The following is a 23,663-nucleotide window of genomic DNA, read 5'->3' as shown; positions in this document are numbered from 1 at the left end:
AAAAGTGGAACACTACTATAATATACATCATAATATTATGTAAGCTTAAATATTGATCATAAAAGCGAATATTGATCATTGATCATGTTACGGTTGTCATATGATTCATGAATAGTTGAAAAAAAGCCAGCAGGGACGTACCTGCTAGCTTTTTTTCGATGTAGCTGAGCCTGAACTTATAATGAATTTGGAAACATGGGATTGGCTTCCATGCCAACCCATAACTCGGTTGATTCGAGTTGACCGGCCAGATGTAATAACCAATCTTCACGGCCTTTGGTTGCCATAACCTGAACACCCATGGGTAAACCTTCCGCAGTCAAATGCAGAGGAAGACTAATGGCAGGCTGGCCTGTCAAATTCGCAAGTTGTGTGAACGGGGTGTACGTAAGGCTCGGCTTGAACATCTCATAGATCAGCTCTTGTTGCGCCGTTTTATCCAGATCACTGACGGACATCAGATGTTGAATCTGCTCTGCATGTGGCGTCAGCTCTCCAACCCGTGGTGCGGGAAAAGCATTAACAGGTGTGATGTAAAAATCATACCGTTCAAACAGCGTAGACATCTGCGCAGCCGCTACGTCCCATTCGGCCAAACTGTGCACAAATTCAGCAGCAGATACTTTCTTTCCGGCTTCCGCCAGTACCCAGGACTCAATCTCCATATCATCTGCAGTGAGAGAACGACCCATGCCATGTTCCATGGATGAAATCATGGCGGCCATCTCGCCGCTGTTCATCATGTAGTAGTTTTCCATCAGGCGTACGCCATTGACTGGACTTAACTTTTCTTCAACATGATGCCCTTGAGATTCCAAGAAACGGACTAGTTTCATCACCGCCTCCTTGGCATCTTCACTGACAGGTGTGCCAACAGGTGAATCCGTTGTATAAGCGATTCGCCATTTGCGTTGGTGCGGATAGTTCATATCAGCAAGGTAACTTCCCGGGAATAAAGGTGCATGGAATGCGGCTTCCGGTTGGATAATCTGGAGTGTATCCAGCAGTGCAGCACTGTCTCTGACGGAGCGAGATACTGCAAAATCAATCGAGGCTCCTTGCCATTGTCTTCCCACACCTGGACCGACGGGAGTGCGTCCGCGTGTCGGTTTCAGTCCAAACAGACCGCTGAAGGAAGCGGGAATTCGAATCGAACCACCGCCATCGCTTGCGCCGGCAAGCGGCACGATGCCTGATGCTACAGCGGCAGCGGCACCGCCGCTTGAGCCGCCTGGGGAATGATTCACATTCCACGGATTGCGCGTTGGCCCGTGTAGACGCGGCTCGGTTATATTTTTCAACCCGAATTCTGGTGTATTCGTATGTCCAATCACAATAAAACCTGCTTCGAGCAGACGCGTTACGAAATTGGAGCTGCGAAGAGCACGATGCTTGCTGAACAGATGTGATCCGGAGGTTAGAACCTCACCTTCCAAAGATTGAGAAATATCTTTGAGGAGCAACGGCACTCCAGCAAACGGCTGTTCTCCGGGCCGTACCATGCCGGCTTCTTGACGAGCACGGGTTTCATATGTACGAATAACGGCATTAAGTTGTGGGTTCACTTCTTCGAGACGTGCAAAGGCAGCTTCGAGCAATTCAACCGGGGATACTTCCCGTGAGCGAATCAGTTCGGCGAGTCCTATGGCGTCATAGGAGGTATATGAGAATGAAGACATTAGTAATCGTTCCTCTCTGAAAATAGTTCCTGTTGGATATCGGGATATCTTGTTCCAAGTTCCATAAGCCATCGTACCACCTAGGCAGACAAAAGACAAAATATCAAGCCATCATGACGAAGAAAAATAGTAGAAGAAAAGCACTGCTCACCTCAGAAGGTGAAACAGTGCTTATTTGTTGAATACAGGAAGATGAGTTACTCCGTGCGAAGTTTAGGTGCAACTTCAGCAATCGGCGTAGAGCGCTCCTGTTGTTTGGAGATTGCAAACAGGGCGATCCAGATCAGGATAAAGCCGAGCAATTGCTCCCAGGTTATCAGTGTACGGAAGGCAATCCAGTTTACAAGCACGCCGGCCATCGGGAAACTGAGTTCGGCGAGGGTTGCAACAGAAGCTTTGGTGGAAGACAACCCTTTGTAATACAAGAGTAGACTTAGCAAGCCTGGTAAAAGCGCCTGCCCAAGAATATTCAGGATAACGGCAGCCTGTGCCCCTGTTCCAGCCGGGAGTGTCCAAGGAGCACCTTCATTCCAGGTCATGAAGATCAGGAGTGGAAGCGCAACGACAAAGCGAAGGGAGGTGACCGTCTCATACCGTGCTTGACCGAGCATTAACCGGCCCATAACGGTAGATCCACCCCACAAAGCTGCGGCACCAAGAGACAGCAGGCTACCTGCATGAATCCAGTTATTCCAGTTGCCGAGTGGCAGTGAGAAGCCAAACGTAAGCAGATACGTTCCTGCCAGCGCAATGATGAATAGTCCGCCGAAGTGGCGCGGCAATGTTTCTTTTAATAACAATTTCGCAAGTACAATCGCGAAGAGTGGCTGCATTTTTTGCAACAACAATACCGTATTGGGATCGTTATGGGTAAGGGCTAACGTGAATAAAACCGTTGCCAGCGCTGATCCGCCCCAGGAGATGAAGATAACAGCGATCCAGTGACGTGCACGCAGTTTCTTCAGATCATCCCGGAACTTCCATAATACCGGTATCGCTACAAGGCTGACAATGATGTGTTCGATTAGAACAATCTGTGTAGAAGTCATCGTTTTTAGCAAAAGGATGCGGAATAAGGGGTCTACACCCCAGAGGGCTGCGCCTAGCACAACTAGCCAAAATCCGGTGTTGCTTCGTTCCTTGCGATAAATTGTTGATGCTGTTGATGTGTTTTCCATATTCAGGACTCCTTCGTCAGAACACGGAATCTTCAGTTGGCAAAATCGACAAAATCCCCCGTCCTTGGCGTACGCCAAATAAACGGGGGATCATTCAAAGACAAGACGTCAGGGAAAAAGACTTCCCAAAATACGCTAGCCGTTGTGTTGATCTTCTCTCATCCGGACTATACCGTCGGCCTTGGAATCGCACCAAGTCAGTCGCTGTCAGGTCGGAACCTTAAACAGCGAGTCGCGGGCTGGTTCTATAAGAACATCACCGCCGGTTGGGAATTGCACCCTACCCCGAAGATCCTATTCAATTAATTAGTGTATTGAACAAGTTGTAACCTTATGAAGTTCATCTTATTCCTGTAAACGCTATCAGTTCAAGTGTTTTTTTAGAAAACAATACTCCAGCATCCCTGTTGTCTCCGAAGCTGCACAATCTGACCTGCGTGATAAGCATCGTGCAGAACCCAGCGGGCAAGCGTCTGAGCCCAGTTTTGTTCGGAATCCATATAAGTTTCCTCAAGTTTCGCTTCCTGTAATGTAGCAAGGGTATCGCGCAACTGCACAGCCAGTTTAGTGGTTTGCTCCATCAGCTTGCTCCAGCCAGCTTCGTTTAGAGGATCACCGGGATTACCAAACGTAGCTACGTTTGAATCAGCAGCGGGTACAGACGGTGCTTTCCCCTGCAGACGTTCCAGAATCCGTTGGTTGTAATAAAACATATGATTGGTCAGTTGCCATATGCTCAGTCCACCTGAAGGCGGAACCCAGGCAGCCTGTTCGGCGGTCAGCCCCTCCAGAGCCTTGGACAATGGCACGATCCAGTTACATTGATCCCAGGTATCTTCATTCTGAATAACCAATACATCTAATGCTGTGGTGACCGTTTTCATTTTTAAATTTCATTCCTCTCCTGTCAGACTCATCTCGTTCTTGCTTCATCATGCTGGTAACTAGCTAATATGGGTCGAAATGGTTACAATTAATATAACACAATTTTATTAAATGTAACCATCTTTAAATAATTTAGATAGTTACATTAATCGGAGGTTCTCATGGATAGATTATGGACTGATTTTGTAAACAGCGATTATCATGATTGGCGTGGTGGGGAGCGATCAGAAGACAGACTGGGGAACGTAAGCTGGCAACAAGATTTTTTAGATCGTTGGCAATTAGAAGCGCCAGTACCTGCGTCGAATGAAGAGGAATCCGCAATGAGAAGTTTTAGAGATGATTTGCAGTCACTGGCTATTCGTTTGTCTAACGGAAAGCTCTTTACTGAGAAGGATCAGGCCTGGTTGAATGATTTTATGCTGGCTGGCGAAGTCATTAGACGAATAATTACACAAGATCAAGGACTGGGTGTTGCGCTTGTTCCCATTCATAGACATTGGGCTCAGGTGATGGCAGAGGTCGCGGCTGATTTTGCCATGACACTCGTAGAAGGCGAAGGGAAGAGAATTCGATCCTGTGACAATCCGGACTGCCGCTGGATCTTCTATGATGATACCCGGAGCAGAACACAGAAATATTGCGATGATAAGATGTGCGGCAATCTAATGAAGGTGAGACGTTTTCGAGCGAAACGAAAAATGCACTCTAATGACGAAAAGAATGAAGTTTAACAATCAAGTTTATCAATTAAGTTCACCAGTTAAGTTCAAACCTTTACAATCCGAGAATCTCCATACAGGTCGAAGGTATCTCTTCCAGAATTTGATAAATTCCAAGACTTGATATATAATGTATATATACTAGCGAAAATATAGTCATAAATCTTATGTAAGAACAAGCAATGCGGATCAGATCATTTTACAAACCATTACGATTGGAGAGATGTCTCATGAGGACAGGTTATCTTTTGAAGAACGGTTGTGTATTATCGATGGATGCTCGTATTGGCCAGTATAAACGGGCAGACGTACTTATTCAGGATTCTTTGATCGTAGCGATTCAACCCAATATCGAGGTGTCCGATACAGATGTTGAGGTCATCGATGCTACAGATATGATTATTATGCCTGGACTGGTGGATACACATCGGCATATGTGGGAATCGCTTGTCAAAACAGCCGGAACCAACTGGTCGCTCCCCGTCTATCTGCAAAATTTGTACTATGGAGCTATGGGAAGCAAGCTTCGTCCGCAGGACAGCTATATCGCCAATCTGCTCGGATCTTTAGAAGCGCTTAATGCGGGCGTCACCACGGTACTGGACTGGAGCATGCCATACTCGGCTGAACATACGGATGAGCTGATTCGAGGACTGCAGGATGCAGGAATTCGTGCTGTTTTTGCCCATGGTGTGCCAGGGGAAACGATGTATTGGAATCGTGAGAGTAGGCTGGCATATCCAGAGAATGTGAGAGGCGTTAAGGAGCGATATTTCTCTTCAAATGATCAACTACTCACCTATGGACTTGCGATCCGTGGACCAGAATTTAGCCATTGGGATACAACGGTGCAGGATATTCAGCTTGCAGAAGAACTGGACGCCATTTGTTCGATGCATGTCGGTTTCGGCAGCTGGGGATCAGCGGATCGCTCGATTAGCCGAATGTATGAGGCAGGGCTTCTTAGTCCACGAATCAATGTTGTTCATGGTAATACGATGGGCATGGATGAATTCAAAATGCTCGCGGACAGCGGAGCCTCGTTGTCAGTCACACCTGAAGTCGAGATGATGATGGGACATGGTTATCCAGCCACAGGACACTTTCTGGAGCATGGAGGTACGCCAACACTTGGCGTAGATGTCGTGACTTCGACGGGCGGAGATATGTTTTCACAGATGAAATTCGCGTTGCAAGCTGAGCGTTCAAGAACGAATGAGTACCTTTTGCAACAGGGTGAGATGCCGGGTGAACTCAGTTTGCAGGCAAGTCAGGTTCTGCGATTCGCAACCTCCGCGGGTGCAAGGGCTTTAGGACTGGAGCAAAAAACAGGTTCGCTTACGCCGGGAAAAGAGGCAGATGTAATCATGATTCGCACGACGGATCTGAACCTGTTCCCCGTGCACGATCCGATTGGTGCTGTTGTTCAATTCGCGAATCCGTCCAATGTGGATACGGTTTTTGTTGCGGGGAAACCTGTGAAGCGAGAGGGCAAGCTGTTACAAGTCGATCTGGATGAAATTCGGCGCAAAGCCACGCAGAGTACGGAATATTTGTTGACGCAATATCGGATGTCCGATGCGGATCGGGTTGTTTTTTCATAATAGAGCTGTCTATAAAATAAATAAAGCTAAAGGGCCGTTCATCCCAGAATGCGGCTCTTTTCGCGTCTTTCTTCTTTACTCCGTTTTTCGTAAGAGGTTTTCACATTAAATTGGGGTTGGAGTAAGGTGTGTTGACAAATAGAACGCTTTCTACTAAGATAGCCATATAAGTTAATAATGAATTTAATCAGGATTGTTACTGATCAGCAGGCAAGACCGATTGATAATGCAAACATGCAAAATTGTGTTTTTTCATGTATGCATAATTAATGGTCTTTTTTTGTTGCTAAATTCTGTTAACGTTTCATTTTAAAAGGAGATTCCGATGAAGATCACACGAATTATTAACAATAATGTCGTCTGTGCAGTCAATGAACGGCGCCAGGAGATGATGCTTTTAGGCAGTGGCATTGGTTTTCAGAAGAAAAAGGGAGACGATGTGGACACAGTCAAAATTGAGAAAGAATTTTTTCTGAAATCCAAAAATGTAACAGGTAAATTATATGCCCTGCTGGCACAAATCCCCATGGAATATATTCGTGTGTCCGACAGTATTATTCAGTACGCCAAGCAGTCCTTAAACAAGGAACTAAATGAAAATATATATCTAACGTTAACGGACCACATTAATTTTGCCGTGGCACGTTACAAGCAGGGTATGAATTTCAATAATGCTTTGTTGTCTGAAATTAAAGCGTTTTATTCCAATGAATTTCGCGTGGCTATGAAAGCCCGGGATATGATTAATGAGGAATTTAACATTACACTGCCTGAGGATGAGGCTGGCTTCATCGCGCTTCATATCGTCAACGCAGAACTGGGATCTGAAATGGAAGAAACCATGAAGATTACACAGTTGATCCATAAAGTCTTGAATATTATTCGATATCAGTTTAATATACATTTTAATGAAAGCTCGCTCCATTATTCCAGACTTGTCACTCATTTGAAGTTTTTTGCCTATCGCTTGTTTAATCATACGGTTGTGAAAAGCGGTGACAGTGACTTTCTCCATATCATTAAAGAAAAATATGCGAATGAATATCAATGCAGTCTCCGAATTGCACAGCTGATTCGGGTCGATTATGGAAAAGAATTAACGGAAGATGAATTGGTGTATTTAACGGTTCATATCAAAAGGGTCATTGATGAAGAGAAGGAATGATTCATCAGCCGCTATAATGAGTATACTAGGATTGTTACTGGTGAGGCAGGCAAGACCTAGAGTTCCATCGTGTATAGAGCTTATCTATATTCGATAGAATTCTAGGTCTTTTTTTATACCTAAAAACGATTGAGGGGGAGCAGTATATGAAACATGAAAGCACAGCCGCCGAGATTTTAAAACTGGTCGGTGGAGAAAAAAACGTAGATAGTGTAACACACTGCGCTACAAGGTTACGATTTAATCTGAAAGACGAGAAGGTCGCAAACGATGAAGCTTTAAAAAATGTACAAGGTGTTGTGGGTGTTGCCAGCAGTGGCGGGCAGTATCAGGTCATTATCGGTAACGAGGTAAACAATGTGTATAAAGCTTTGACGAAGCTGGGGAACTTTGCAACCAATGACGATGCTCCTACTGTGAAAAAGGGAAAACTGACTACGCTTCTGGACACGATCTCCGGAATCTTTACACCGATCCTGCCAGCCATGATTGGTTGTGCGATGATCAAAGCCGTTCTTCTTATTTTGAAAACATTTGATCTCGTTGATCTGGATGGACAATTTAATACAATTATGACCTTTATCGGTGATGCGGCGTATTACTTCTTGCCGATGCTGCTTGCCTGGAGTGCGGCTGTTAAGCTTAAAGCTAACGTGGGCTTTGCATTAACGATTGCTGGTGTTCTGTTGCATCCTTCATTAGGGGCGTTGATGTCTGCAGGTAAGCCAGTTGCGTTTTTGGGACTGCCTGTCACTCCGGCGACATACACCTCGTCGGTTATTCCGATTATTTTAGCCGTATGGATCTTGTCGTATGTAGAACGCTTTGCCGAGAAATATTCTCCATCGGTTATAAAATCCATTCTTAAACCATTGATCGTAATTCTTATTATGGCTCCACTAACGCTGATTGTACTGGGTCCAATCGGTGCCATCGCGGGTAACTACCTTGCGTCGGGCGTTTCTTTTGTTAATACACATGCAGGTTGGTTAGTGTCTGGTATTATCGGCGGGGCATTCCCGTTCTTGATTATGACAGGTATGCATTATAGTTTGGGACCTGTTGTGCTCACGGCTTATGCACAGACGAAAACCGATAGCATTGTTGGTCCAGGTATGCTTGTACACAATATTTCTCAAGGTGCTGCTGCGCTTGCCGTTGCTATGAAAACTAAAAATAAAGCATTTAAACAAGTTGCATATTCTACAAGCATCACTGCCTTGCTCGGAATTACCGAGCCTGCCTTGTTTGGTGTAAACCTACGATTGAAAAAACCACTGATTGCTGTAATCGTTGGTGGCGTTGTAGCTGGTGTTTATGTCGGATTGTTCGGTGTAGCTCGATCGGCTTTGGGTATTGCAGGTATAGCTACGTTACCCGCATTTATCACGGATCATCCATGGAACCTGGTTCATGCCGCAATTGGTTGTGTGATTGCATTTGTAGTGACATTTTTAATGACTCTGATTTTGGGATTTGAAGATGTACCTGAGGATGGAAAGAATCAAGCAACACAAGAAAAAACGTCTACAAACGATCGTGTAGCTGTTGCCGGTGTTTCCGAACATATCCTCACTGCTCCGTTGACTGGTAAAGTTCTGGAATTATCCACGATTAAGGACGAAGCTTTTGCAACGGGCGCTATGGGAAAAGGGATCGCTATTGAACCTGCGGTTGGAAAACTTGTAGCACCAGCAGATGGTGTGGTATCCGCGGTTTTCCCTACGTCCCATGCCATCGGTATTAGTTCGAATGATGGTGCGGAGCTTCTCATTCACATCGGTATGAATACGGTGAAGCTGAAAGGTGAGCATTTCAAGGTTCACGTCAAAGAAGGCGATACTGTACAAGCTGGAGATTTGCTCATTGAGTTTGATACAGATGCGATTGCGTCGAAAGGCTTTGACCTGACTACACCAATTATCGTTACGAACTCTCATGAATTTGTAGATGTAATCAACACGGACAAGACATCGATTACGATTGGTGAAAAACTGATCAAAATTATTTAAAGGTAATCTTAGGAGGAATGATTCATGAATAGCAAAAATACTTTCCCTGAATCTTTTATGTGGGGCGGTGCAACAGCGGCGAATCAATACGAAGGTGCTTGGAATCTTGATGGTAAAAAAGCGAGTACAGCCGATATGATGACAGGCGGAACCCATGCGGTTCCCCGTCGCATTACGATAACGACTGAAGAGGGGGTACATTATCCTTCTCATGAAGCGGTAGATTTTTACCATCATTACAAGGAAGATATCCGTCTGTTTGCGGAGATGGGCTTCCGTTGTTACAGAATGTCCATTGCATGGTCCAGAATTTTTCCAAATGGAGACGATGCAGTGCCGAATGAAGCAGGGCTTCAATTTTACGACAATGTGTTTAATGAACTGAAAAAGTATAATATCGAACCGATCGTTACAATCTCCCATTATGAGGCACCGTTTGCTCTAACTAAGAAATTCAATGCTTGGGCTTCCAGAGAAATGATCGATTGTTACGTAAAGTATTGCGACGCAATCTTTAATCGTTATAAAGACGTGGTAAAGTATTGGATTACGTTTAACGAAATTAATAGCTTGATTGTTCCAGCAGGTGCATACCTGGCAGGAGCTCTGCTGGTTGATAAAAATGGCGGTGTATTTAACAATACATCCGTAGACAGCACGCAGATGAGATTTCAAGCGTTGCACCATCAATTCGTGGCGAGTGCCAAAGCGGTCAAGCTTGCACATGAGATCAATCCAGACTTCAAACTCGGTTGTATGATCAATTACAGTCATGGCTACGGAAGTACATGTAAACCGGAAGATATGTTACAAGCGTTAAGAATGGATCAAATCAACAATATGATGAGCAGCGATGTACAAGTTAGAGGAGAATATCCTGACTTTGCGAAGAGATACTTTGAAGAGAAAAATATCAATATTCAAATGGCTGAAGATGATGAAGAAGTTCTTGAACAAGGCTGTGTGGATTTTTATAGCTTTAGCTACTATAAATCCCACGTAGTCGGTACACGTCCAGAGGGGGATGAAACCCAAGGTAACGTTTTTGGCGGATACAAAAATCCTTACCTGAAAGCGACGGACTGGGGCTGGCAGATTGATCCGGTTGGACTCCGTTACGTGCTGAACCACGTATATGATCGGTATCGCATCCCGATGATGGTTGTAGAGAACGGTCTGGGTGCAGTGGATGTCGTTGAAGAGGATGGCACTATTAACGATACGTACCGAATTGAGTTTTTGCGCGCTCACATTGAACAGATGAGAGAAGCTGTCCGTGACGGCGTTAACCTGATCGGTTATACAGCCTGGGGTTGCATCGATATTGTGAGTGCTTCCACGGGTGAAATGGCCAAACGCTACGGTTTCATTTATGTAGATAAGGATAATGAAGGCAAAGGCACGCTGAAAAGAAGTAAAAAGAACAGTTTCTACTGGTATCAAAAAGTGATTGAATCCAACGGGGAAGATCTGGGTTAGGATAAAAAGTATCGTAGTGAAATAGCCCTTGGATATGATCATTGGTCACAGACCTGGATATGGTCAATATGAAAATGTGTTGAAAAAAGCCGCTAATTGCTAGCGGCTTTTTTTATTACGAACAGTAGGGACGCAATCCGAATTAGATAATAAGAGAAGGAAGCAGTAGGAAGAAAAGAAGGAAGAACGAAAGCTGATCAGACGAAATAGAGGAAGAAATGACAGCGAAAAAAGACGAAAAAGAAGCTCATTCACACAAGTTCACCTAACAACAATAAAAGTTAGTTTGAGAACTATAAAAAGCCTTCAAAAAACTGCGCATAATATAAATTATACGCAGTTTTTATTTAAATCCATTTTCATATTGGAGCATAGGCAACCGAACGTGATATTTTTCGTGCATAAAGGTCAAAATAAGCCATCTCCAAAAATAAATTTAATCATTCAACGCGATAACGTGTAGAATTCGATAGGTTTTTATAGGTGATGGATAAGATAGAACAAATGAGTTTTTCGTAGAACAGATGAGAAATTTTATTTCGTCGTAGTTACGCGGCAACACATTCGAGATTCACCATGAAAGGAACATGCGTATGAGCAGAAATGAAAAAATGAGTGTGTTATTTCGCAAAAAACCGATTGCCAGCCAAACGAATGAAAGCGGTGCGTTAAAGAGAGCACTTAGTGCCTTCGACTTAACAACACTTGGCGTAGGAGCCATTATTGGTACAGGCATATTTGTACTGACAGGTGTGGCAGCTGCCAAGTATGCTGGGCCTGGACTGGTATTGTCCTTTTTACTAGCAGGTATCATCTGCGCATTTGCCGCTCTATGTTACTCCGAATTCGCTTCTACCATCCCGGCATCCGGAAGTGCTTATACGTATAGCTACACCGCATTTGGTGAAGTGATCGCGTGGATTCTAGGCTGGGATCTCATTCTGGAGTATGGCTTTGCGAGTGCGGCGGTAGCCAGCGGTTGGTCGGGGTATTTTCAGACCTTATTAACCGGCTTTGGACTAGAGTTGCCTCATGCGTTAACCAGTGCGTTTAATCCGGAAAAAGGGACGTATTTTGACATTACAGCCGCTCTGATTACGTTAATTATTACGTTCCTGTTGACTCGGGGAGTGAAGGAAGCTGCACGAGCGAATGGAGTCATGGTAGGGATAAAAATCATCGTTGTACTGATCTTCATCAGTGTGGGTGTTTTTTACGTGCAGCCAGCAAATTGGCATCCGTTCTTGCCGTTTGGCTTCTCAGGTGTAACGGCGGGTGCAGCAACAGTGTTTTTTGCGTATATCGGATTTGATGCTGTGTCCACTGCAGCGGAAGAGGTGAAACGTCCCCAGCGGGATTTACCGATTGGTATTATTGCATCCCTAGCCATTTGTACTGTCCTATATATTGTAGTATCTCTGATTCTCACGGGTATTGTGCCGTTCAACATGTTGAATGTTAGTGATCCGGTTGCGTTTGCTTTTGAATTTGTTCAACTAAACGGATTGTCATGGATTGTATCCCTTGGTGCCATTACGGGAATTACAACGGTATTGCTCGTGATGATGTATGGTCAGACCCGTCTGCTCTATTCCATGTCGCGTGATGGATTGTTAGCTCCCGTTTTCTCCAAGGTAAGTGGTAAAAGTCAGACGCCGGCAGTGGGTAGCTGGCTCGCAGGTATCATCGTTGCACTGTTCTCCGGCTTTATCTCTCTTGGCCATCTGGCAGAGCTTACGAACATCGGTACGTTGTTTGCATTTGCTGTAGTGAGTATCGGGATTATCGTGTTGCGTAAAAATAATCCTGATCTCAAACGGGGTTTCCGTGTTCCGTTGGTACCATTGGTTCCGATTCTTAGTGCTCTCGGCTGTTTCTATTTGATGACTCGCCTTGCTGCTCTGACATGGATTACGTTCTTTGGCTGGCTGATTGTCGGATTAATCATTTATTTTGCCTATGGTCGTCATCATAGTCATCTGAATCCACTTCGGCGGAAGTGAATTGAAAAATAAGCTTTGAATCTTTCCCTGCTCCCCAATCGCCAAGCGAAGGAGCAGGGATTTTTTTGTGCAACAATATAGGAGTCGTTGGTTAAAAAGAGATGTTTAAAACTAACGATTAAAAGAAGTTTGCTGAGTTAGATTTGTGACTCACATGGGTAAAGGATAAAGGAAACATGCTGCATGTATCAGCAGTTCGGGGTTGCGGGTGAACCAAATATGAAATATATTTGGGGGTGTGATCTGCAACCAGAACCGAAGAGAGGGGTTAACTTATGAAAGAACCATTACATAACGATTTTAATGAACACTCGTCGCATTTTGGGTTTGCACTTGCGGATTCAACCGTTCTCGCTGAGGCGAAGCTGATCATATCACAAGAGGATGAAACAGATAATTTGCAGTTGGACATCGATCCGCAGCGACATCTGGAGGATGGTCGCAAAATTTCCGTGATCGCCCAGCTATTGCAGACACCTGTGCACCGTGAGGATGCTGATGTTCTGTATGGAGCCGAAATATCCTACGTACAATACGCGGTTCGTCTAACGGAGAACAGCAAGATTTCTATAGCTTCGATTCAAGGCATAGGTTATCCGATTGAACTTGATCTCGCGCCTTATAAAGAGGGTGATTATGAGGTTCGCGTGGCTTTGCACCGCAAAACACCCCGAATCGCAGAAGGACCGTTAGAACCGGAACAGCTAGCGATGGTGAAATACGCACAAGTGGATACCGTACATATCACACTGTTCCCGGCAGATGCCCCGATACTCGATTTACCATCTGCACCATGGACTCGGAATCATCATGTGTTCGACTCCTATGGCCGAAGAGGATTCATTCTGGCGGATCTGGATCGTCTCGCGAAGCGAGTAGAGGAATTGCTTGGGCCAGGTAATCATAATTTAATTGAACACTTCACGGAAGGTCACCTGGATGTATTGCTTGCAGAAGGGCTGATGGTCGTTGTGTGGGGCATGACTCCATGGTGTTATTCCCTTTATTCTCCTCCAAGCGAGCACGCTTTTGATGCGCTACCTTGGGACAAGCTCGGGGATGAACCCTTGCGTCAAGCAATATATCCTATTGATCCCAAGGTACAGCAGTTAAGCATTGTTCCAGCGAATGAGCTGGCTTTTTGGGCGGATTGCATTCGCAAAGATTGGCCAGTTATTGATATTCCAGGCGAAGGAGAGACACTTCTTCTGGATCTGTATGTTCAGGTGGCGGAATCGGTCAATGAGCTTCATGAAAATCCGATCCCATCGTTTGTGCTCACACGTCGTGAGGGCAAACCGGAGATGATTTTGCTGATGGCTGATGTCGTGATTGTCGAAGAGGTTGATTTTCCACTAAGTTAAGCATCTGTGTTCTGCAGTAAACAGATTTTGAGATAGAAGTACATTACATTCACGTCAGTCAGTACAGCAGGTTTGTCAGTACAAGAGAAGTTAATGGAGGTGAAGAAGCAGATGATCAATGAAGAGGTTCAGGAGCAGTATGGGGATGAGTTGCAGGCCTTTCATATCTGGATGAAGGATGCCGGATACACCGGATATACGGTCAAATCCTACACGGGGGATGTAATAGAATTCCTTACTTCTATTCAGGGAAAATCGCTGGAGCAGGTGAAGAAGTTGCATGTGCTTGCTTTTCTGTCTCGTGCACGAGAGCGTGGCGTGAGTGATGCTACCCGAAACCGTAAACACGCGGCAGTCAACTGCTTTTACAAGTCTCTCATTGAACTCGAAGTGCTGGCGAGCAATCCGGCTTCTGGTATCAAAAAGTCTAAAACCGAGAAAAACCGTGCTCCGGTATTCCTGGACGAAAGCGGTTTGACACGTTTTTTGGCATCCGTCGAAGGGAAATATCGCACTCGCAACCTGGCGCTGTTCCTGCTAATGGGTTATATGGGACTTCGGGTGGGAGAAGTCCATGCCCTCAATTGTAAAGACTACAACCCCGAGCGACGCACGCTCGATGTATTCGGGAAGGGGCGGAAATGGAGATCGATCCCGGTTCCTGAAACGGTTGCAGAAGTGCTGTCTCAGGCTCTTGAAGAGCGGCTGAATCCGTGGCGGGGTGAGAAGGAAGAAGCTCTGTTTGTATCGCAAAAGGGAAAACGCCTGTCCATTCGTAGCATACAACTCATCTCAACCGAAACCTTCGAACGCTTCCAGCAGGAAGCTCCTGTTCATCAGCGCCAGAGCTATTCCAGCCATAAGCTGCGTCACTCGTTCGCGACCATGATGTTGCGGCGCGGAGCAGATCTGCGCACGGTACAGGAACTGCTTGGACATGCCTCCATTCAAACGACAACGGTATACACTCATGTTACCAGCCGGGAAAAAGAAGAGGCGATGGCTTTGCTGGATGTCAAACTTCCGGTTAACGAAGCGACGAATTAGTATAAAATGAACAATATGAGTTGAACTTTTCTGGAAAAGCGAAGCCTTCGCCTGAAAACTTTCTGAAAGAAAGCTACATCGTAAGCCTACGCTTATCACCAGATTTTTACCTCTGGTAAAGAGAATCCAAAAAAATCTGGACAACAACACATGACCTGCTAGGAGAGATGGGCGAGCATGAAGACGGGCAATCCTGCTTCGAATGATCAAGATCAGGCTGTTACACGAAACCGATGGCGTGCGCTGTGGGAAGTGCTTATGGTTGCTTCCAAGCTGGGACTTACATCCTTTGGAGGTCCGACAGCGCATTTGGGCTATTTTCATAATGAGTATATACGCAAACGAAAATGGATGGACGAGCAGAGTTATGCTGATCTTGTGGCCTTGTGTCAATTTCTCCCGGGACCAGCAAGTAGTCAGGTGGGAATTGGTATCGGTGTCATGCGTGCAGGACTGCTTGGTGGATTAATGACCTGGATCGGATTCACCCTTCCGTCGGTGCTCGTATTGGTGTTATTTGCCTTTATTTTAAAAGGTTACGATGTGGGCCATGCGGGTTGGATTATCGGTTTGAAAATCGTAGCAGTGGTAATTGTTGCTCATGCCATTCTTGGCATGGCTCAGAAGCTTACCCCGGACAAAGTGAGGATTACCATCGCTGTATTAGTGGCTACAGCGGCTTTACTATGGACAGTTCCATATAGTCAGGTCATATTGATCCTGTTCTCGGGTTTCATTGGCTGGTGGATGTACCGCGATGTTCCGGTCACTCCAGTTATCAAAATGAATGTCCCCATCCGTCGTAGCTTGGCTGTGCTGTGTTTAATCACTTTTGCAGGTCTGCTTATCCTGTTGCCGATGCTGCGGCAGGCCATAAATATGGAGTGGATCGCTCTTTTCGATTCGATGTACCGAGCAGGTTCCATGGTATTCGGAGGGGGACATGTCGTATTGCCATTGCTTGAGCAGGAACTCGTACCTCACGGTGTGGTGAGCAAAGATGACTTTCTAGCTGGATATGGGGCAACACAAGCGGTCCCAGGCCCCTTGTTTACTTTTGCCGCGTATCTTGGGGCCGTTTCAATGGGCGGAGCAGGAGCGTTTATTGCTACAATAGCTATCTTTTTACCTGCATTTTTGCTCATTATCGGTACGTTGCCCTTCTGGAATGTACTTCGCGGTAATCCGCATATGCAAGGAGCGTTAGCTGGAATCAATGCAGGAGTCGTAGGTCTTCTGTTAGCCGCACTCTATCAGCCGTTGTGGACAACGGCTGTGTTGTCACCTGCTGATTTTGCGTTAGTATGTATTTTGTTTGTGCTGCTAAACTTCTGGAAATGTCCACCATGGATCATTGTTCTATTAGGTATCCTTGGAGGTATGATTGTCAATCAAATTTAATTTTTAGTTTCCGCCATTATTGTTATGTAAACAAAGGCATGATATAAAGTTAAAGATTAAAATAATTAATGATAATCATGAACGGGCTGAGATTAAACGATGATCTTGTATGGAAGTGGAACGCCTTGTCACGTCATATCAAAAGACCATCCGGAACTCCATACAGAGTTGTTGGATGGTCTTTTTTTAATGGATAAGAGTATATGTTATTCCAGTCCGGCAATCTGTTCTTTTAATTTGTTTGCAGATGCCTGAAAGGCCAATTTCTCGGTTTCATTCAACGGAAGAGGCAGAATTTCACGCACACCATGGCGATCTACGACACAAGGTACACCCAGATATACATCAGAAACGCCGTTATAATCTTCAAGCAGTGTGGAAACATTCAGAACGGAGCCTTCGTTACCCAGAATGGCAGCGACAATACGATCGAGCGCCAAGGCGATGGCATAGGAAGTGGCTCCTTTGGCATTAATGATCTCGTAAGCTGCATTTTTGGTGCTGTTGAAAATCTCTTGTTGGGTTTCTTCGTCCAGTTCAAGGTCTGTTCCCGCAACGTTTGCCAGACTCCAGACAGGCACTTCGGAATCGCCATGTTCACCGATGATGTGAGCGTGAATGCTACGAGGATCGATGCCTTTATTTTTACCGATCAGATAACGGAATCGTGCGCTGTCCAGCAACGTACCTGAGCCGATGACCCGGGATGCCGGCCAGCCGCTTTGTTTCCAGGACGTATAGGATAAGATATCCACAGGGTTCGTAGCAATCAATAATATACCGTGCGAGTTGACTTCGGTAATTCGATCAATGATGTCTTTGAAAATGCTTGCATTTTTCTTCAGCAGATCAATTCGAGTCTCGCCCGGCTTTTGTGAAGCACCCGCAGTAATGATGATGATATCGGCATCTTTGCAGTCGGAATAGTCACCTGCCCACACTTTAACTCCCCCGGTAAATGGTAAACCGTGGTTCATATCCAGCATTTCGCCGGTTGCCTTGTCATGATTCACATCCACAAATACCAACTCGGACGAACGCTGTCTGAGCATTAGCGTGTATCCCGTTGTTGTTCCTACCGCACCCATGCCGATAATAACGACACGACTGGGCTTCAATGCTGTACTTGTTGTCATAAACTTTATCCTCTCCTTTTTGGGTATACTACCATCCATATTAAGGGATATGTGGAGATAAAGCGAGTTTTGTCTATAACTTTTTTCACAATATATCCATTTACCTAGGAAATTCGCTAAAAAGGTTAATAAATGGACTTCATACGACTAAATAAATTAGTTGTGCCTTTTTAATTAAGGACAATGATCGGCAAGTATATTCAACATTCGTCAGGTTCCCCGACGGTGTGAGCCTTTAGGTCGAAGTTTGTGGTAGAATAGGAGCAGTGGATTCTGATGAATCGTAAATATAACTTCGTCACAGAGACATGCGCGTCTGTCTGATGAATGAGAGAGGTGGAACCCACTTGCGTTTGCAATGGAAAAAAATCGCGCAGACAGCCCTGCTGTCTATAGGCATCATGATGTTGCTGGTTGCATGTACCAAAACGGAACAGCAGCCAGTTGCAGAACCACAGGAACAGGATGACAGCGGTAACGTGGGTCAGACCCTTACCGTTGTACCTCCGACAAACAATAACACCGAAGCAACGGAGATGGCCAAATATCAAATTCAGACACGTTTGACCGATTTTCAACTCATTAATGATAACGGCGGCCTGGCCTGGGGAGTTACGCGTAATGCGCTCCGGCTTTATTACACTCAGGATCGGGGGAAAACCTGGACAAACATTTCGCCGTCAGAGAATGTGCAATTTCCGGCTAATCCGAAATATGGAGAAAGTATTTATTTTGTAGATCGTATGCATGGCTGGATTGTCCGAGAGGGGATGGGGGGCACAGATACGATTGTGCTTCGTACCAATAATGGAGGCGTGAGCTGGAGTCTGTCTTCCTTGTCGAAGACGGATAAAGTAACAGCGATATCCTTTGTCTCTCCCGAGAAAGGCTGGGTTCTGACGACACTCGATACGGGAATCGGTAAACAGGACAAGAACCTGTATCGTACTCAGGATGGAGGTACAACTTGGGAGCGGATGACTTCCAGTGATGACAAGGATAAATCCCAAACGGGTGAAATTTCAAGACGTGGCTACACCACGGGCATGACATTTTCAGACTCCAAGCATGGATTCTTGAGTGCCATAGAGTTCGGTACACCGAAGCTGTATGTGACATCAGATGGTGGTGAGCAGTGGCGAACGGGTTCTTCTTTTTTCAACCGGGATAAATTCAAAGCGTGCGGTAATTTCACGATTAATGCACCTCAATTTTTTGGACGTGAAGCGAAGTCGGCCTGGATGTCCATGTCCTGTGCCAGCGGAGAGAGCATAACGTTCAGCGGTTTCTTCACAGCAGACGGTGGTGTAAGCTGGAAGCCGTATTCATTCAACCTGGATAAGCAAACAGGGATTAACCGCAACCTGGCGCCTGTATTTCTAAGTCCGTCCGAAGGTTGGGCGATGCAGAAGGGCATTATGTATTATACGAAAGATACAGGCAAGACGTGGACAGCCTATCCAACGAGCAGTGTTTTAGAAAAGATTTTCAAAGATTATCCTGAAATTGTGAAAATGCAGATGGTATCGCCGAGCCTCGGCTGGATCTTGGTGGAGAATACCGATGCCAAACGATCGTTGCTATTGCAAACTGTAGATGGCGGAGAACATTGGAAAGTACTTTAATATGCCGCTATTGTGAAAAGTGTAGGGGAAACCTCGGATGAGGCTTCCCTTTATTTTTATTTTATTTTTTGATACATTGTGAAATAAATCACAATTAAATCGTGAAGATGATGTTATATTTAACTCAAGAAGAAAAGGAGTGATGAAGATGAGAACCAACGGTCAAACTCAATTCACGCAGGCGGATGAATTAACAAGATACATGCTTCACTTATGCTACACATGTGACGATGCTAATCGGTGCACCACTGAAGAAGCCGTGAAAGCTTGCATGGCTGCACATGCAGAGACAGAGCAGCCGGAACAAGCAGAAGGCGTAGATGTAACCCGTGGATTCATGGACATGATGTACGCCTAGTGAAAGAAAGTGGAGATGAAAATAGCGCTGTATCAACGATTGACCCCCGAAAGGGGGTTTTTCTTTTTGAAAAAGCAAAGGAAAATCACATAACCTGCAATACAACAAGATAGTAGGGTGAGTAACCTTTGTTCCTTCTGTTGTTATCCAGTAAAAAAATAAAAATGCAAAAATTTAGATGATATTTATAGATCAGCAAGTTAATGTTTAGACATGGGATACAAGTCGTTATATCTTTAATTCTGTTGAAAGAAAACATTTCAGGAGGAATAGTTTATGAAGATCGAGTCGTTAAAAAAAATAGTTTTTTTGTTTAGTTTATTAGTTTTACTGTCTTTTGGACTGTTAAATTCGAATGCGTCCGCAGCATCTGTTGGAGATCAATTGACTTCACCTGAGCCTGGATGGATAAGGTACGATGATCTAGATCCCATGTTAAAATTTGGAGGTTCATGGTTTACAGATACAGCAGCTTTAAACTATAAAGGTACTCAGCAGTATACTAAGACTGGTACATACTCATTTAAGTTTACTGGAAATGCATTCAGACTAATTGCTTCAAGTTTTAAAGCACACGAAAGCACTTCTGTAGAGGTAACAACAGACGGGATTGCAGAACTATACTCAGGAGTTAAATTAAAGGATAACAGACAAGTAATTTTATATGAAAAATTAAACCTACCTTATGGTGAACATACTGTCACAGTAAAAAATCTTGAAACGGCTAAAAATGTTACAATTGACGCAATTGATTTAAATATTCAGAAACCTAGTTATCCAATTAACTTAGTAGCAATTGCTGGTGATGGTCAAGTATCACTTAACTGGAATCAGATTAAAAATGCAGAAAGTTACATTGTGAGATTTGGTACGGAGTCTGGAAATTATACAGAAACTGTAAATTCCACTAAAGATGAATATGGAAACTTTGTTATACCAGGTTTGACCAATGGAACTACATATTACTTTGTGGTAACAGCCATTGTAAATGGAATAGAGTTCCAACCGTCTAACGAAGCCTCAGCTATCCCGCAAGGAACTGTTGTGGAACCAGAGCAACCCTCTAGCAACCGTGCAATCTTGGTAGTTACGATGAATACAGGTCTTGAAAAGGAATTTGACCTGAGCATGCAAGAAGTTAACAGCTTTATTGATTGGTATGAAACAAAACAAGCAGGTAGCGGAAAAGCATCGTATGCCATTGATAAGCATGATAATAACAGAGGACCTTTTAAAAGCCGCAAGGACTACGTCCTGTTTGATCGTATCCTGACATTTGAGGTAAGTGAATATTAATGAAGAGTGCTTCATCAACTTAGGTTGATGGGGCATTTTTTGGAAGCTAAACATGTCGTGTATAATATATATTTATTTATTTAACAATGCTTGCTCCCATTAGTTTCATAACATAAAATGGTAAATAAGACATCTTCGAGGCTCAGTGAAAATGGGTATTAAACCACGTAACTATTCGCCTAGATAGTATAGTAAATAATCCATTTCATCATTTGTTGTATTGGAGGGATCAATTTTGAATTTATGGCAACTGCTCATTGTGTGGATTGGTATGATTTGTATGTTTATCAGGTACAAAGATCGTGTGAGTAAATGGATATTGTACTCTGTTTCACTTCTATCTATATTTGGAACATTAATTTTCTATATAAATTAATAAATCTCTACATCAATGAAAAAGCCATTACATAGCTCCCATTGACGAACAGCAAATACGTGTAAAGACTTCATTTTACATAGATGCAGGAATGAATGAACGGTTCTAGAAAAGAGGGATACATATGGCTACATTAGGAATTATCCGTCACGGCGTGACAGACTGGAACGATCAATATCGGGCACAAGGACACACTGATATCCCGCTCAATGCAGAGGGGAGAAGACAGGCACATTTGCTTGCTGAGCGAATTCGATCGGAGCAATGGCATTACATCTATTCAAGTGATTTATCGAGAGCATTGGAAACGGCATCTATCCTTGGCGAAGCGAAGTCGATTGAAATACGTGTGGATGAACGGTTACGCGAGATGGACGGCGGACAGATTGAAGGTACGACGGAGCAGGAACGTGTAGATCGTTGGGGTTATGGCTGGTCCAAGCTGGATTTGGGGATTGAATCTCATGAATCGATTGTAAAAAGGGGAAAGCAGTGCCTTGCCGAGTTAGCTAACCGACATTCAGGTGAGAACATATTAGTTGTAAGTCACGGAGCATTTCTCGGTCTAACCATGAAAAAACTTCTTGCTCATATGGATATTCATGGAAATCTGTCAAACACATCGGTAACTCACTTGCACAGCGGAACTCCTCGGTGGGATTGCTCGCTCTATAACTGTACTAAACATCTCACTTAAACGGAGGAGGAACTCCCTTGCAACTCGCAGATATTCCATCGGAGATATTGGGGCAGATTGGAACGGTACAGCGAATTACGTTTCCAAGGCAAGGTCACACGTCTACCGTTGCCGTTCTGGAGACAGTAGGTCAGAGATATGTTATCAAAAAAACAGAGCATGAACTCTACAATGAATGGTTATCGGACGAATATATCGCGATGCAGCTTCTTCAAGGAACAGGAATCCCTATTCCGAAAACGCATTTATTTTACATAGAGAATCACTCCAGATGGCTATTGATGGATTATGTGGAAGGAATCTCGTTGAGGCAATTTCTTGCCAGCCATCCGGCTCAAGAGCATAAGGAAAAGGCAATTACCAGCTTCGGACGTTCCTTGAGAAAGCTACATGAATGCCCTTGTCCAATGGAATGGCAACGTGCGGAGTCTACTTGGCTCGATACAATGCTAGCCAAGGCGGAGTATAATCTGGCTCATTATACAGTAGACGGAACCGAAGAATTGCTCACTCGTTTGAAAAAGAACCGACCAAGTCCGGTGCAGCCTACCTTAATTCACGGTGATTTCACTATCGATAATGTACTCGTCCATAACGGCGAAGTCGTGGGAATAATCGATTGGGCGGGCGCTACCTATGGTGATCCCCGGTATGACGTGGCCTTAGCCATTCGGCCGAAAACGAATGCATTCGAGCTTGAGCGGGACAAAGATATCTTTTATGATGCGTATGGCAAACGGAGATTAACGGAAGAAGAATATCGATATTTCGAAGATGGAATATATAACTTTTTCTAAAAGTGTACAAAAGTGAGACAGGGGCTGTGCCATGGAATTCCCGTTAATTGTTGTAGATTTGGATGGAACACTTTTGAAGGCTAACAAAGAAGTTTCCAAGAGAAACATAACGGCGATCTTGAACTGTGCCCATCGTGGGATGAAATTCATATTTGCGACGGCGCGCCCACCGAGGGCGGTGAAAGCTTTTTTGCCCGAAGAATTGCTGAAGCTTGGTTCATTTGTCTATTATAACGGCGCGTATACAAATTGCAGACATACTGGAAAACAAAATCACATTGGAATCACACCTGCGTTAACTGCGGAGGTTCTAGACTATTGTTTGGCATGTAATCCGGATCTGGACATTAGTTTAGAAGTGAGGGATGTATGGATGAGTTTGAAGCCCTATGATGCAGAGACCATCATGAAAGTAAAAGGCCAGCCGATGGTCAGGCCGTTGATGGAGCTTAAACAGCAAGAAGCATCTAAGATCCTTTTCACAGGCAATCTGGACCGGATGGCTTTTCAAGAACGCTTTGAAGGAAAGTTGAACATATTGGTCACGGATCAAGGTGAATTAACACAAGTCTCGGCGTTGAATGCATCCAAGGAACATGCCGTCTCTGTGATCTGTGATGCCATGGGTGTTGCAATGCAAGATGTGATGGTGTTTGGGGATGATGTAAACGATATCGGTCTGTTTGATCAATGTGGTTGGCCTGTGGCGATGGGGAATGCCACCCGGGATTTAAAATGCAGAGCCAAAGAGATAACAGAAACGAATGAAAATGACGGGGTAGCTGTTATTTTGGAGAGACTTTGTCAGTGATGTAGTGAACGGAATGTGGAGGTACAGA

General features: G+C 44.5%; 19 protein-coding genes and 1 riboswitch. Of the genes, 15 read left to right on the top strand and 4 right to left on the bottom strand.

Translation table 11 applies throughout. From position 1 onward, the window contains the following. Positions 1–176 precede the first annotated feature (176 nt). From Q9R46_RS11395 to Q9R46_RS11385, 3 genes are all read right to left on the bottom strand, one after another. Positions 177–1,679 carry an amidase gene (locus tag Q9R46_RS11395; RefSeq protein WP_311280126.1) on the bottom strand — a complete coding sequence of 501 codons (1,503 nt, stop codon included), beginning with the start codon at positions 1,677–1,679 and terminating at the stop codon, positions 177–179. 197 nt (positions 1,680–1,876) lie between these two features. Then, a complete protein-coding gene (locus Q9R46_RS11390) occupies positions 1,877–2,857 on the bottom strand; it encodes a DMT family transporter (RefSeq protein WP_311280125.1) in 981 nt (326 codons plus the stop codon). Between the two features lie 146 nt (positions 2,858–3,003). Further along, a riboswitch (FMN riboswitch) is annotated at positions 3,004–3,154 on the bottom strand. A gap of 83 nt (positions 3,155–3,237) precedes the next feature. Beyond that, positions 3,238–3,741 carry a DinB family protein gene (locus Q9R46_RS11385; protein ID WP_311280124.1) on the bottom strand — a complete coding sequence of 168 codons (504 nt, stop codon included), beginning with the start codon at positions 3,739–3,741 and terminating at the stop codon, positions 3,238–3,240. 162 nt (positions 3,742–3,903) lie between these two features. On the opposite strand from Q9R46_RS11385, the gene Q9R46_RS11380 reads away from it, so the two are divergent. The 9 genes from Q9R46_RS11380 (at position 3,904) to Q9R46_RS11340 (ending at position 16,539) form a co-directional block, all read left to right on the top strand. Further along, positions 3,904–4,476: a CGNR zinc finger domain-containing protein gene (locus Q9R46_RS11380; protein WP_311280123.1), complete on the top strand. Its 573-nt coding sequence runs from the start codon at positions 3,904–3,906 to the stop codon at positions 4,474–4,476. A gap of 218 nt (positions 4,477–4,694) precedes the next feature. After that, positions 4,695–6,068, top strand: a complete 1,374-nt coding sequence (locus tag Q9R46_RS11375; RefSeq protein ID WP_311280122.1) for an amidohydrolase family protein — start codon at positions 4,695–4,697, stop codon at positions 6,066–6,068. Positions 6,069–6,393: 325 nt separating this feature from the next. After that, positions 6,394–7,233 (top strand): BglG family transcription antiterminator LicT, encoded by an 840-nt coding sequence (gene licT / locus Q9R46_RS11370; protein WP_090916598.1) that lies wholly within the window; start codon positions 6,394–6,396, stop codon positions 7,231–7,233. Positions 7,234–7,379: 146 nt separating this feature from the next. Further along, positions 7,380–9,245 carry a beta-glucoside-specific PTS transporter subunit IIABC gene (locus Q9R46_RS11365; protein ID WP_311280121.1) on the top strand — a complete coding sequence of 622 codons (1,866 nt, stop codon included), beginning with the start codon at positions 7,380–7,382 and terminating at the stop codon, positions 9,243–9,245. Between the two features lie 24 nt (positions 9,246–9,269). Further along, positions 9,270–10,724, top strand: a complete 1,455-nt coding sequence (locus Q9R46_RS11360; RefSeq protein ID WP_311280120.1) for a glycoside hydrolase family 1 protein — start codon at positions 9,270–9,272, stop codon at positions 10,722–10,724. A 593-nt stretch (positions 10,725–11,317) separates the two neighbouring features. Beyond that, positions 11,318–12,727, top strand: a complete 1,410-nt coding sequence (bcaP, locus tag Q9R46_RS11355) for a branched-chain amino acid transporter BcaP (RefSeq protein ID WP_397386342.1) — start codon at positions 11,318–11,320, stop codon at positions 12,725–12,727. A 275-nt stretch (positions 12,728–13,002) separates the two neighbouring features. After that, positions 13,003–14,091, top strand: coding sequence for a hypothetical protein (locus Q9R46_RS11350; RefSeq protein WP_311280119.1), 1,089 nt, complete (start codon positions 13,003–13,005; stop codon positions 14,089–14,091). 111 nt (positions 14,092–14,202) lie between these two features. Next, positions 14,203–15,138 (top strand): tyrosine-type recombinase/integrase, encoded by a 936-nt coding sequence (locus tag Q9R46_RS11345; protein WP_311280118.1) that lies wholly within the window; start codon positions 14,203–14,205, stop codon positions 15,136–15,138. A gap of 177 nt (positions 15,139–15,315) precedes the next feature. Further along, on the top strand, positions 15,316–16,539 hold the full coding sequence (locus Q9R46_RS11340) for a chromate transporter (RefSeq protein WP_311280117.1): 1,224 nt from the start codon (positions 15,316–15,318) through the stop codon (positions 16,537–16,539). 206 nt (positions 16,540–16,745) lie between these two features. Here the strand turns inward: Q9R46_RS11340 and Q9R46_RS11335 are convergent, their stop codons facing one another. Further along, entirely contained in the window at positions 16,746–17,675 is a 930-nt protein-coding gene (locus tag Q9R46_RS11335; protein ID WP_145331440.1) for an L-lactate dehydrogenase, read from the bottom strand. 347 nt (positions 17,676–18,022) lie between these two features. On the opposite strand from Q9R46_RS11335, the gene Q9R46_RS11330 reads away from it, so the two are divergent. The 6 genes from Q9R46_RS11330 (at position 18,023) to Q9R46_RS11305 (ending at position 23,635) form a co-directional block, all read left to right on the top strand. Continuing rightward, positions 18,023–19,300, top strand: coding sequence for a WD40/YVTN/BNR-like repeat-containing protein (locus Q9R46_RS11330; protein ID WP_311280116.1), 1,278 nt, complete (start codon positions 18,023–18,025; stop codon positions 19,298–19,300). A gap of 148 nt (positions 19,301–19,448) precedes the next feature. Further along, positions 19,449–19,658, top strand: a complete 210-nt coding sequence (locus tag Q9R46_RS11325; protein WP_145331436.1) for a hypothetical protein — start codon at positions 19,449–19,451, stop codon at positions 19,656–19,658. A 276-nt stretch (positions 19,659–19,934) separates the two neighbouring features. Next, positions 19,935–20,954, top strand: coding sequence for a fibronectin type III domain-containing protein (locus Q9R46_RS11320; RefSeq protein ID WP_311280115.1), 1,020 nt, complete (start codon positions 19,935–19,937; stop codon positions 20,952–20,954). Between the two features lie 500 nt (positions 20,955–21,454). Further along, positions 21,455–22,027, top strand: a complete 573-nt coding sequence (locus Q9R46_RS11315; protein WP_311280114.1) for a histidine phosphatase family protein — start codon at positions 21,455–21,457, stop codon at positions 22,025–22,027. Between the two features lie 17 nt (positions 22,028–22,044). Then, a complete protein-coding gene (locus Q9R46_RS11310; RefSeq protein ID WP_311280113.1) occupies positions 22,045–22,824 on the top strand; it encodes a phosphotransferase family protein in 780 nt (259 codons plus the stop codon). A gap of 31 nt (positions 22,825–22,855) precedes the next feature. Continuing rightward, positions 22,856–23,635 carry an HAD family hydrolase gene (locus Q9R46_RS11305; RefSeq protein ID WP_311280112.1) on the top strand — a complete coding sequence of 260 codons (780 nt, stop codon included), beginning with the start codon at positions 22,856–22,858 and terminating at the stop codon, positions 23,633–23,635. The last annotated feature ends 28 nt before the right edge of the window (positions 23,636–23,663 follow it).

Origin of the sequence: Paenibacillus sp. RRE4, from assembly GCF_031844205.1 — a bacterium.
GTDB lineage: Bacteria > Bacillota > Bacilli > Paenibacillales > Paenibacillaceae > Paenibacillus > Paenibacillus xylanexedens_B.
Note: the sequence above shows the minus strand (reverse complement) of the source record. Positions and strands in the feature narration are given on the sequence as shown.